This window comes from Caulobacter segnis (genome assembly GCF_003243465.1).
GTDB classification, from domain to species: Bacteria; Pseudomonadota; Alphaproteobacteria; order Caulobacterales; family Caulobacteraceae; genus Caulobacter; species Caulobacter segnis_A.
The window spans coordinates 1-11,555 of sequence record NZ_QFQZ01000110.1 but is presented as its reverse complement, the minus strand read 5'-3'; the positions used below and the strand labels follow the sequence as shown (position 1 = coordinate 11,555).

11 protein-coding genes are annotated in these 11,555 nt (G+C 67.5%); 1 reads left to right on the top strand and 10 read right to left on the bottom strand.

Translation table 11 applies throughout. The annotated features are described in order from the left end of the window. Together DI526_RS21720 and ppdK are read right to left on the bottom strand one after the other, a co-directional pair. Nucleotides 1-696 (bottom strand): trans-aconitate 2-methyltransferase (locus DI526_RS21720; protein WP_304282549.1); only part of this gene is annotated, 696 nt, incomplete at its 3' end. A 93-nt stretch (nt 697-789) separates the two neighbouring features. Beyond that, the gene (gene ppdK / locus DI526_RS21715; RefSeq protein WP_304282547.1) at nt 790-3,477 is read right to left on the bottom strand and encodes a pyruvate, phosphate dikinase; all 2,688 of its coding nucleotides are present in this window, start codon (nt 3,475-3,477) and stop codon (nt 790-792) included. Nucleotides 3,478-3,797: 320 nt separating this feature from the next. Here ppdK and DI526_RS21710 point away from each other — a divergent pair, with 320 nt between their 5' ends. Further along, complete coding sequence (locus DI526_RS21710; protein WP_304282544.1) at nt 3,798-4,148, top strand: GNAT family N-acetyltransferase; 351 nt, start codon at nt 3,798-3,800, stop codon at nt 4,146-4,148. 290 nt (nt 4,149-4,438) lie between these two features. Here the strand turns inward: DI526_RS21710 and ssb are convergent, their stop codons facing one another. The 8 genes from ssb to DI526_RS21670 form a co-directional block, all read right to left on the bottom strand. Continuing rightward, entirely contained in the window at nt 4,439-4,945 is a 507-nt protein-coding gene (ssb, locus tag DI526_RS21705) for a single-stranded DNA-binding protein (protein WP_304282541.1), read from the bottom strand. Between the two features lie 147 nt (nt 4,946-5,092). Further along, a complete protein-coding gene (locus tag DI526_RS21700; RefSeq protein ID WP_304282538.1) occupies nt 5,093-5,494 on the bottom strand; it encodes a hypothetical protein in 402 nt (133 codons plus the stop codon). Nucleotides 5,495-5,511: 17 nt separating this feature from the next. Continuing rightward, nucleotides 5,512-6,210, bottom strand: a complete 699-nt coding sequence (locus tag DI526_RS21695) for a hypothetical protein (protein WP_304282535.1) — start codon at nt 6,208-6,210, stop codon at nt 5,512-5,514. Nucleotides 6,211-6,289: 79 nt separating this feature from the next. Beyond that, nucleotides 6,290-9,157: a hypothetical protein gene (locus DI526_RS21690; protein WP_304282532.1), complete on the bottom strand. Its 2,868-nt coding sequence runs from the start codon at nt 9,155-9,157 to the stop codon at nt 6,290-6,292. Nucleotides 9,158-9,236: 79 nt separating this feature from the next. Beyond that, a complete protein-coding gene (pseH, locus tag DI526_RS21685) occupies nt 9,237-9,791 on the bottom strand; it encodes a UDP-4-amino-4,6-dideoxy-N-acetyl-beta-L-altrosamine N-acetyltransferase (protein WP_304282530.1) in 555 nt (184 codons plus the stop codon). Between the two features lie 164 nt (nt 9,792-9,955). Further along, nucleotides 9,956-10,792, bottom strand: coding sequence for a flagellin (locus DI526_RS21680; protein WP_304282527.1), 837 nt, complete (start codon nt 10,790-10,792; stop codon nt 9,956-9,958). A gap of 174 nt (nt 10,793-10,966) precedes the next feature. Beyond that, the gene (locus DI526_RS21675) at nt 10,967-11,332 is read right to left on the bottom strand and encodes a flagellar protein FlaG (protein WP_304282525.1); all 366 of its coding nucleotides are present in this window, start codon (nt 11,330-11,332) and stop codon (nt 10,967-10,969) included. 104 nt (nt 11,333-11,436) lie between these two features. Then, a partial coding sequence (locus DI526_RS21670; RefSeq protein WP_304282552.1) for a flagellin occupies nt 11,437-11,555 on the bottom strand: 119 nt, incomplete at its 5' end.

Below are 11,555 nucleotides of genomic sequence, written 5' to 3'. Positions count from 1 at the left end.
CGCTTCACGTTCATCAGACACTCCTCTCCAGCTCCGAAAAGCTAGCATGGGTGTCCACTGAAACGAGGGAGGATCACCCCAGGGGGTGTTGATCACCGCCTCGTCAAGCGTCTCGCCCATGGCCTTCAGCCGATGCCACAGGCGCAAAGGCTTCAGCGCCAGCCACATGGTCAGGCCCACGGCCCCGCCGGGCTTCAGGTTCGGCGCATAGTGGGCGATCAGGTCCTCGACCTCGCCCAGGTGCTCGATGCATTCCGAAAACACGACCACGTCGAAGGTCTCGTCGGTCTCGAAGGTGCGGCCATCGCCGAGCACCATCTTGACCTCGCCGATGGCGATCTCCGGAGCCAGCCGCAGTTCGCCGCGCTCGACGGCGGGCCGTGAGAAGTCGACACCGACATAGCGGCCAGGCCGGTGCGCCCGCAGGGCCTCGTAGAACACCCCCTCGCCCGCCCCGATCTCCAGCACGCGCGGGTTGGGCCAGCGGTCGGCGATCATGGCCGCCAGCAGGCGGTGATGGTGGCGCTGCTCGGAGCGGTTCAGGCGGTCGTAGATCCCGGCCTGGTACTCGGCGTCCCACTTCTCGACCGGCGCGGCGACGATCGGCTTGTGGCGCTTGCGCATGAAGAGCTCGCCCAAGGCCGGATTGTCCAGCGACAGCAGCTCCGTGAACCGGCGCCAGCGCAGATAGGCCATGATGTTCCCCGAAAAGCCCCAGCTCCGGATAGGCAAAGGGCCCCGGACTGTCCAGTCCGAGGCCCCTCTAAAGTCTAGCTTCAGATCCGGGTGCTAGCCCTTGTTCGCGAGCGCCGCCTGGGCGGCCGCCAGACGGGCGATCGGCACGCGGTAGGGCGAGCACGACACGTAGTCGAGGCCGACCGTCTCACAGAAGCTGATCGAGGCCGGGTCGCCGCCATGCTCGCCGCAGATGCCGAGCTTGGCGTCCGGACGGGCCGCGCGGCCGCGCTCGGCGGCGATGCGGATCAGGTCGCCCACGCCGTCCTGGTCGAGGCTGACGAAGGGGTCCTTCTCGAAGATGCCCTTGTCGATATAGGCGCCCAGGAACTTGCCGGCATCGTCGCGGCTGATGCCGAACGTCGTCTGGGTCAGGTCGTTGGTGCCGAAGCTGAAGAACTCGGCGTTGGCGGCCAGGTCGCCGGCGCGCAGGGCCGCGCGCGGCAGCTCGATCATGGTGCCGACGGTGTACTTCAGGGCCACGCCCTGCTCCTCCAGCACCGCCTTGGCGACGCGGTCGGTCAGGTCGCGCAGGTACTTCATCTCCTCGCCCTTGGCGACCAGCGGGTGCATGATCTCAGGGACCGGAGCGGCCTTGCCCGACTTGGCGATCTCGCAGGCGGCCTCGAGGATGGCCCGGACCTGCATCTCGTAGATCTCGGGATAGGAAACGCCCAGGCGGCAGCCGCGGTGGCCCAGCATGGGGTTGGTCTCGTGCAGCTCCTTGGCGCGGCGCATCAGCTTGGCGGCGTCGAGGCCGGTGGCCTTGGCCACGGCTTCAACATCCTCCTCGGTGTGCGGCAGGAACTCGTGCAGCGGCGGATCCAGCAGGCGGATCGTGACTGGCAGGCCTTCCATGATCGTGAAGAGCTCGACGAAATCGGCCTTCTGGAACGGGGCGATCTTGGCCAGCGCAGCGCGGCGGCCGGCCTCGTCGTCGGCCAGGATCATCTCGCGCACGGCGGCGATCCGGGTGTCGTCGAAGAACATGTGCTCGGTCCGGCAGAGGCCGATGCCCTCGGCGCCGAACTGGCGGGCGGTCTTGGCGTCCAGCGGGGTTTCCGCGTTGGCGCGAACCTTCAGGCGACGGACCTGGTCGGCCCAGCCCATCAGGGTGGCGAAGTCACCGGTCAGCTCGGGCTCGATCATCTTCGGGGCGCCGGCCAGGATTTCCCCGGTCGAGCCGTCGATGGTGATGATCTCGCCGGCCTTGAACTCGCGCCCACGGACGCGGAACAGGCCTTCCTTCTCGAAGATGGCGACGTCGCCGGCGCCGGAAACGCAGGCTCGGCCCATGCCGCGCGCCACGACGGCGGCGTGGCTGGTCATGCCGCCCCGCGCCGTGATGATGCCGCGGGCCGCGTGCATGCCGTGGATGTCCTCGGGCGAGGTCTCCTCGCGCACCAGGATCACGCTCTCGCCGTTGGCGGCGGCCTTCTCGGCGGCGTCGCTGTCGAACACGATCTTGCCGGTCGCCGCGCCGGGCGAGGCCGGCAGGCCGACGGCGATCACGTCGCGGTGGGCGGTCGGGTCGATGGTCGGGTGCAGCAGCTGGTCCAGCGAGGCCGGCTCAACGCGGCCCACGGCCTCTTCCTTGCTGATCACCCCCTCGGCCGCCATGTCGACCGCCACCTTCAGCGCGGCCTTGGCCGTGCGCTTCCCGTTGCGGGTCTGCAGCATGTAGAGCTTGCCCTGCTCCACGGTGAACTCAATGTCCTGCATGTCGCGGTAGTGGCGCTCCAGCGTCTCGACCACGGTCTTGAACTGGCCGAACACCTCGGGCATCGCCTCTTCCATCGAGGGGGCGACATCGCCCATCTCCTCGCGGGCGGCCTTGGTCAGGGACTGCGGCGTGCGGATGCCGGCCACCACGTCCTCGCCCTGGGCGTTGATCAGGAACTCGCCGTACAGGCGGTTGTCGCCGTTCGACGGATTACGGGTGAAGGCCACGCCCGTCGCCGAGGTGTCGCCCATGTTGCCGAACACCATCGACTGGATGTTGACGGCCGTGCCCCAGCTTTCGGGGATATCGTGCATCCGGCGATAGAACTTGGCCCGGTCGTTCATCCAGCTGGCGAACACGGCGCCGACCGCGCCCCACAGCTGCTCCTGGGCGTCCTGCGGGAACGGCTTGCCCAACTGGTCGCGCACGGCGGCCTTGTAGTCCTTGATGACCTCGGCCCAGTCGTCGGCGGTGAGGCCGGTGTCGACATGGACGTCCAGGCGATCCTTATGGTCGTCCAGGATCTCCTCGAACATGTGGTGCTCGAGGTTCAGCACGACGTTCGAGTACATCTGGATAAAGCGGCGGTAGCTGTCATAGGCGAAGCGGCGGTCGCCCGACAGCTTGGCCAGGCCCTCGACGGTCTCGTCGTTGAGGCCCAGGTTAAGCACCGTGTCCATCATGCCCGGCATCGAGGCCCGGGCGCCCGAACGCACCGACACCAGCAGCGGGTTGGCGACGTCGCCGAACCGCTTGCCGGTCAGCTCCTCGACCTTGGCGAGGCCGACCTTGACCTGCTCGGCCAGCTCGGCCGGATATTGCTTGCCGTTCGCGTAGTAGTGGACGCAGGCCTCGGTGGTGATCGTGAAGCCGGGCGGCACCGGCAGGCCCAGTGAGGACATCTCGGCGAGGTTGGCGCCCTTCCCCCCCAGGAGGTTCTTCATCGAGGCGTCGCCGTCAGCGCCGCCCCCACCAAATGCATATACCCAACGGGTCTTGGTCAGCGTCTCAACCGGCATGTGAATTCACCCTGCGTTAAGTGAAAGAAGGCCGCGCCCCTCTCATGGGAGCGTCTCACCTTGGAACAGCGCTGCTGTATCGAGATCCCGCAGTGCAATATCCGGGCGTTTCAGTAGCACCTCGGCCAAGAACGCGTCCACTGGCGCTTGGCGTTCCCAAGCCAAACAAGAGAATTCGGCAAATAATTCCAATGACAACGTTGTCGACATCATCGCTTTGGCGAAGTTTCAGTCAATGCTCGTCGAATCCCTCGTCCCATTAGAGTCATCGCCGCTCGTATCGGCTTGCCCCGCGGCCGGGTGACGATCAGAACTGAGGGATGCAAGCGACCGTTGTACGCCCTCAGATGCGCCAGGAAGAAACAGACGCGATCGCGGACCTGCACACGCATAGCCGGCAGGCCGCCTATCGAGGGCTCTATGGCGACGCTTATTTGGACGGGGAGCTGCAGAGCGTCTCGCGCGCGATCTGGCGAGCACGCTTCTCGGACTTCGACCCCGCCGCCGACCTGATCCTGACGGCGGTCGAGAACGGCGCGGTGGTGGGGCTCGCCTATGCGTCCTTCCGGCTGAAGCCCGAGATCGGCGCCCTGCTCGACAACCTGCATGTCGCGCCCGAGCTCAAGGGCCAAGGCCTGGGAACGCGGCTTCTGGCCGCGGTCGCGCGTTAGCTGGCGGAGGCCCACGCCGGCGCGCCGCTGCACGTTGAAGCCTATGCGCCAAACGCCGCCGCGTTTGGCTTCTATGAACGGCGAGGCGGAACGGAGATAGGTCGCTATCGCGAGGCCGTTCCGGGCGGCCGCGTCGTGGATGTGGTTCGATACCGCTGGACGCGACCGGCCACTCTTCTGGCCTCAACGTAAAAAAGCGGCGGGCGACCTCCGCCGGTCGACCGCCGCTCGCCCCCTGCGGAGACGCGGTCTTCAGCCCTCCAGGACCGTCAACGGATCTACCGCCGTCCCTAGAACGGGATCTCGTCGTCCAGGTCGGCCGAGAAGCTCTCGCGCGGGCCGCTGGGCTGGCTGCGCTGGCCGCCGCCGAAGCTGGAGCCGCCGCCCGAATAGCCGCCGCCGTACTCGTCGCCGCCACCCGACGACATGCCGGAGTCGGCGCCGGCGCGGCCGCCCAGCATGGTCAGTTCACCGCGGAACTTCTGCAGCACGATCTCGGTGGAGTACTTCTCCTGGCCGGTGTTGTCGGTCCACTTGCGGGTCTGCAGCGCGCCTTCGATATAGACCGTCGAGCCCTTGCGCAGGTACTGCTCGGCCACCTTGACGAGGTTGTCGTTGAAGATGACCACGCGGTGCCACTCGGTCTTTTCCTTGCGCTCGCCGCTGTTGCGGTCGCGCCAGGTCTCGGACGTGGCGATGCGGAGATTGGCGACCCGGTCGCCCGAACCCAGGCTGCGGATCTCGGGATCGGCCCCGAGATTGCCCACCAGAATGACCTTGTTGACGCTGCCCGCCATCGCTTGACCTTGCTCTCGCCCAGCGACCCATGCGCCGGAATCTGAGCGCGCACGTTAACGGCGCGTTAAACGCGGCGCAAGTTTTGTTCTCAATATGTTCTTGTGGACGAGAAAGAGGGCTGTGGACGGACGAACCGCCCCGCCCGCTTACGGCGCCGGGACGCGGCGGATCGCGCCGGGCACGGCGAGGCGACCATCGCCGGTGCGCACCAGCGACATGAAACGCGGGCCGTCATAGGTCTGACCCAGGAAGATCCCTTCCTTCTCCAGGAACAGGAACGAACCCTGGTAGGCGCCGACCATGCCCTGGCTGTTCGACTGCCCCAGGCGAACGAAGCGCATGCGCATGCCCTCGAGCGTCGCGGCGCATTCCTCCATCGACGGAACGTTCCGGGCGACCGGATTGTAGCGCAGGGTCTTGTCCTTGTTGGTCGCCACGTGGAAGCAGACGCCCTTCTCGAAGGGCGGCTTGATCTCCTTCTGGCAGCCGGCGAGCGCAAGGCCCGAGGCGGCGAGGACGACGGCGGCGGCGAGGACGGACTTGCTCATGGATTACGCTTATAAACCTATCCGGCGTTCGGGCTAGGGCAGTTTGGCGCCTGCTCGAACACGGTGTGGAAGCTGCGATTGTCGGGCGAGGCTTCGACGCGCCCCTGCAACAGACGAAGGGTCTCCTCGCCCCAGCGACCATAGGCGACGGCGCTGGTCTTCTCGCAGCGCCCCCCAAACAGCTGCTGGACGCACGCGTTGAGGGTGATGTCGCCCGGCAGGCGACGCCACTCGCCGCCGGCGTAGCGCCAGCAGGCGGCCAGCGGCGCCGAACTGGAGGCCGAAGCCGCCGTCGGCGGGGACGGCGCGGCGGGGTTGGGGGCCGGACCCGCGGCAGGCGCATCGACGGCTGGGGTCGGCGGAAGCGGCGTCAGCACCGTGCCGGCTTGGTCGGCCGCCGCCAGCGCGCCCGTCTCGTCGACGCCGACGTCCAGGGCGCCGGTCGCCACGCCGTTCTTCTTGGCGCATTCGGCCAGGGTGATTTCGCCCACGAAGGCGCCGCCGACGAAGCAGCGCAGCGGCCGGGCCGGATCCAGCTTGGTGTCGTCTTCGCGCCCGGTCTCGACCACCAGGCCGGCGCGCGAGGCCGGGGGATCTTCGGTCTGCTTCTGGTCGTGCCCCGCCAGCAGCGCAGCGGCGATGCCCAGCCCCGCCAGCAGCGCGAGCGCCGCGCCGCCGCCGAAGACGACGATCCGTCGATCTTTCAGAAAGTCCATGCCCCTGGCTACGACGCGTCGATGACGCTTTCAAGCGCGACGGTCAGGGAAAGACGCGGGCGATCGCGGTCGACGACCTTCAGCCGCCCGTCAGGCGATTGAGCGCCGCCTGGTAGTTGGCCAGCTGGTCGGTCAGATACTTCGGCGCCGTGCCGCCGGTCTTGCCGGGCGTCTTGGCGCCGTCGCTGGTGATGCCCTGGGCGGCGTCGGCCGCTTCGCGATAGGCGGTGCGGATCTGCGACAGGGCCCGAGTGATAACCACATTGGCGTTCTTGCGCCCCGCCTCCGTGGTCAGGTCCAGCTCCGGCGGAAGCTGCAGGCCGTAGACCGGCCCGCCGCCGTCGGCCGAGACGGTCTTTCCGTTGTCGGTCTTCGTGGCCCGGACAACGCCGCCGGCCAGGCCCAGGGCGTTCAGCACGTCGGTTCCGCCCTTGCCCGCGACCACCTCGATCGTCGCCGTGTTCGAGGCCGGGCTGATCTTGAGCACCCGGTTGTCGCCGTCGGTCACCGTCTCGACCTTGGCGCGGAACCCCGAGGCGCGCTTGATCTTGTCGGCCAGGGTCTCCAGCGTGTCGTTGGCCTCGATCGTGACCGTGGTCAAAGGCCCGCGCTCGCGCGTGCGGATCTGGAAGGTGTCGCCCGGCCGCGCGGCCGTGGCGGTCGTGATCCGCTCCGACTGCTTGAACGCCATGGTGCCTGACGGCAGGCCGAACAGATCCAGGGCCGAGGCTCCGGCCGCGGACACGGCCACCGTGGTCGGCGTGGCGTAGCCGTCCTTGCCCGTCAGCCTCTGGCTCCAGTCGACCGTTCCGGTTCCGACATTGATCTGGGCAACATAGCCGTCCTTGGCGCCGATCGTGCTCTGACCGTCCAGGTTGGCCCCGGCCGAGCCGACCAGCCAGGCCGAACCGTTCTTGACGTCGAAGCCGGTCATGGTGTCGTCGCCCGCCCCGCCATAATAGGTCACGGCGTCGGCGCTGGTGTCGCCGATGTTCAGCGACATGCGGCTGACGAAGGCGTCCATGCCGCCGGACGGACCGGTCGTGACGCCATTGACCGCCATGGCGCTGTTGGCGGTATAGCCGCCGACATAGAGCTGGCCGCCGTCGATGCGCAGGCCGACCACGTCGCCGCCCTTCAGGGAGCCCAGGTCGCGGGTGGCGCCGGCCGCCAGGGTCGCCGTCTTGGTGTAGGTGACCGGCACGCTCTCATAGGCGCCGTACTTGTTGAGCTGGCTGACGTTCTCGGTGACGACGCTGGTCGTCACGTCAAAGCTACGCAGCATAGCCTTGCCGTCTTCCTTCGAGCCGACGATCACCTGCGAGCCGTTCACGACGATGTCGGAGACGGAGTCGTTGGCGGCCGAGCCGAACTTCTGGGTGAACAGCGCCTTGGGCTTGCCGTTGGCGTCGGTGGCGAAGGCCGACAGATAGGCGTCCCAGCCACCGCTAGGATCGGTCCCGACCGCGCCGGGAAGGTCTGACTTGGCGCGCCCGCCCACATAGAGCACGCCGTCGGCCCCGAACGCCAAGGCCGTCGCTTCGTCTTCCTGCAGGCCGCCGCGGCGCACCGTCCACTGCTCGTCGCCATTGGCGCTGTAGCGGGTGACGAAACTGTCGGTCTTGGTCGAGCTGTCGCCGTTGTTGATCGGTCCGTTGACCGCGCCCTGCAGACGCCCACTGACGGAGCCCGCCACGGCGATGCTGCCGTCGTCGGCGACCGCCAGGGACAGGCCGCTGGCGCTGTCGGTCGCACCGAGGGTCTGAGCGAACAGCAGGTGGCCGGCGCTGTCGTACTTCAGAAGCGCGACGTCGCTGTCGCCCTTGATCGGCTGGCCGTCGATGTCGATCTTGCCTTGAACCGCCGTGCCGACATCCGCCAGCATGTAGACCGAGCCGTCCGCGCCCGTCACCGACTTGCGGACGTTGGAGATCGTGCCCTGCAGCGTCTCGGTGAAGACCTTGCCGCCCGGCGCGCCCGCCCCGGCGCCACCGCCGGCGCCGGCGGCGCTGTACTTGGTCAGGGTGGTCTCGTAGACGGCGTCGTCGGTCTTGGTGTTCTTGTCCGGGTCGGGATCGCCGGCCTTGGTCGTCACATAGACCGCGGGCGCCGTCTTGGGCGCGCTGAAGCTGATCTGCTCGACCGAGTCGCCCTTCACCTTCAGGGCGAAGTCGTCTCCGGTGGCCGGCAGCGTGACGGGCTTGCCGTTCACCTGGACCGTACGCTCCTGCCCCGCGGTGCGCTGGACGGCGAACGAGGTGTTGTAGCCCGCCGTCTTCATCTTGTCGTTCATGTAGGTGACGACGTTGGACATGGTCCGGGGCGTCGACCCCATGTCGTTCAGGTTCATCGTCACGGTCTTGGTGACCCCGAACGCCTTGACCGTCACGTCGAACGAGACGTCGCCCTGGAACTTCGGAACGGGGTCGCCGAACTGTCCGCTGTAGAGGGTGTCCGTGGTGTAGGTGTAGTTGGCCTTGGGCACCCCGGCCTTGGCCTTGTCGCTGGTCATGACCGCGCCGGTCGTCAGCCGCAGCTTGTCCAGCGACAGGCCCTGCACATAGCTGCTGATTTCGCCCAGCCCCTTGTTCAGGACCGTCTGCAGCTTGGTGATCTCGCCGTCGGTGACGTTCTTCTCCCCCGCCCGGCTGGCGATCGCCGACAGGGTGTTGAGCGCCTGGTAGGTCGCGAACAGTTTGGCGTAGTCGGGGCTGGCGCCCTTCAGCGAGGTGGTGTTGGCGCCCTCGTCGACGAACTTGCGTCCGTTGAGCGCCGAGCGGACCAGTTCGCTGGCCGGCGGCGTGGCGCCCGACAGCCACGGCGCGGTGGGCACCACGGCCTTGGACTTCGTCGTCGCGACATTGGTCGCGCCAGACGCGGCCGCGCCCGTCAGGCCGTTGCGGGCCTGATAGTAGCTGAGCAGCGTGCTGGTGTCTAAAGTGACCACGGCTTGTCCTGACGAGGACTCGGAGTCCCCCGCTGATAAAGTCGCCCCCTAGCCGTTAACGCCCTCTCAAGGTTCGACGTTAAGCGGCGATAAGATGTGCGTCGGACAGGGCTCGGCGCGCGTCCTCGCGCAGCTCCATCCACTCCGAGGCCAATATGCCCAGCAACACGACGTCGCGCCGCACCCCGTCCTTCAGGACATGGCCGCGCAGATAGCCCTCGCGCCGGAAGCCCGCGGCCGACTGCGCCTTCAGCGCAGCGTCGTTGTCGGCCATGACCTCGGCGAACACCTTGTGCAGGCCCAGTTCGCAGAAGGCCCGATCCAGGCCCAGAACCTGAGCCGCGCGACCGACGCCGCGACCGCGCGCCTCGGCCGAGCCCAGGAACCAGTTCCAGCTGGCGCGCCGGTGATGGCTGGTCAGTCCGGTCAGGGTGAGCAGGCCCATGGGCGCGCCGACCCGGGTGATCATCCATCCGCACAGGTCGGGATCGGACCGCAGAGCCTCGAACCAGGCCGCGTGCGCCTGCCGGCTGGGCAGATCGGCGTCGGACATCCAGCGGTCGACCTCGGGCTCCGAGCGCCACTGAAAGAGGACCGCCTCGTCCTCGTCCCGCAAGTCCCGCAACTCGATCATACGCGCCGCCGATTCCCCGTTCCGCACGCGGCCAGCTTACTCTGGCGCGGCCACGACACCTAGAGCTGTCTGGCGTGGAAGACCGCATCCGGGCCGGATGAACAGGCTCTAAGTTCATGGACTTAGAGCGCGCTCGCCCAAGGCCCGCCGAGACGCTCCCAGGCCTACTGCCCCTTGAACAGCGACAGGATGATCTGCGGGGCGTTGTTGGCGATCGACAGGGCCTGGGCGCCGAGCTGCTGCTTGACCTGCAAGGCCTGCAGGCGCGCGCTTTCCTTGGCGAGGTCTGCGTCCACCAGATTGCCGACGCCGGTCTCGAGCACGTCGGTGAGCTTGTTCACGAAGGTCTTGTGGGCGTCGATCTGCTTGGCCTGCGTGCCGATATTGCCGACGGCCTGGTTGACGGCGCTCATCGTCGTATCGAGGCGCGCGAGGACCGCGGTCGCATTGGACACCGACAGGACGTCGTCGGTCGGCAGCAGCGTGTTGATCGTGCCGCCCAGCGCCAGGTTTTGCAGGCCCAGGGTGATGGACTGACCCGCGTCGGCGTCGGCCAGGAAGGTCATGTCGGCGGTCTGGCTGCCGTCGAGCAGGTTCGCCCCGTCGAAAACGGCGCTCTTGAGGACCTGGGTGAGGTTCTTGAGGATCCCTTGGAAGTCCGCGTTCAGGGACTGGCGCGAGGTCGTGGTCAGCGAGGTGTCCTTCGCCGCGACCACCTTTTCGCGCATCAGCTTGAGCAAGTCGGAAACCGACTCGCCGGCGGCCAGGGCCACGTCGGCGATCGAAGTCGCCCGGTCCAGGCTCATCTTGACCGCCCCAAGGGCGCTCATGTCGGCGCGCTGCTCCTGGGCGATCGACCAGACGGCGGCGTTGTCCTTCGCCGTGGAGATGGACAGGCCCGTATTGATCCGGGTCTGCACCGACTGCATGTCGTCGTTGGTGCGATTCAGGTTTTGCAGTGCGATCAGCGCGGGCTGGTTCGTGTTGACGCTCAGCGTCATGCGCGGCCTCCGATCGGCGATTTTGCCGTGGTTGCGATCACGCGCGATTCGGCGCGCGATCTAATCGCCGCCGAGATTGGGCCCAGAAAGTAAGAACATGGTTAACGACCGTAAACCATGCTCGTTAAGAGGCGCGACAAGCCGCCTCACCCGCCTGGCGGCGCGGACAGCGCCTCAGGCCTTGCCGTCGTAGACATCCCCCGTGTGGTAGCGCGACGCGCCGCGCATCTTCAGGATCTCCTCCCGCGGAAACTGCTGAAGCGTCTCGCCGGTCCGGCGATCCACGGTCTTGTAGACGTAGTCTCCCGTATCGTCGTCGTGCTCGATGACCAGGCGCAGGTCGCCTGGCTGGGGCCCCTTTTCGACGGGCGCCTCGGCCTTGGCGTCGGCGACAGGGGCGCTCCGGTCGCCGGCGGCGGCCGACGCGGGCCCGACGGCGACCGCGGGATCTTCAACGGACTTGGCGCCCGCGGACGGGTCCGGGGCGTTCACTGGGGCGATAAAATCTCTGATCGCCGACAAAGCGGCTTTAGGTTCCATATGTCTCCACCGACGCGGCGGTCGGCCCTCCTCTCAAATTCTCTCCTATCCTCGACCCCTGGAAGTTAGAGGCGGGCCCGAACGAGCCCGCCTCCACCCGCGCCTTAACGGAACAGGCTCAGGATCGACGACGTGGATTGGTTCGCGATCGACAGCGCCTGCACGCCCAGCTGCTGCTTGGTTTGCAGCGACTGCAGCTTGGCGCTTTCCTTGGCCAGGTCGG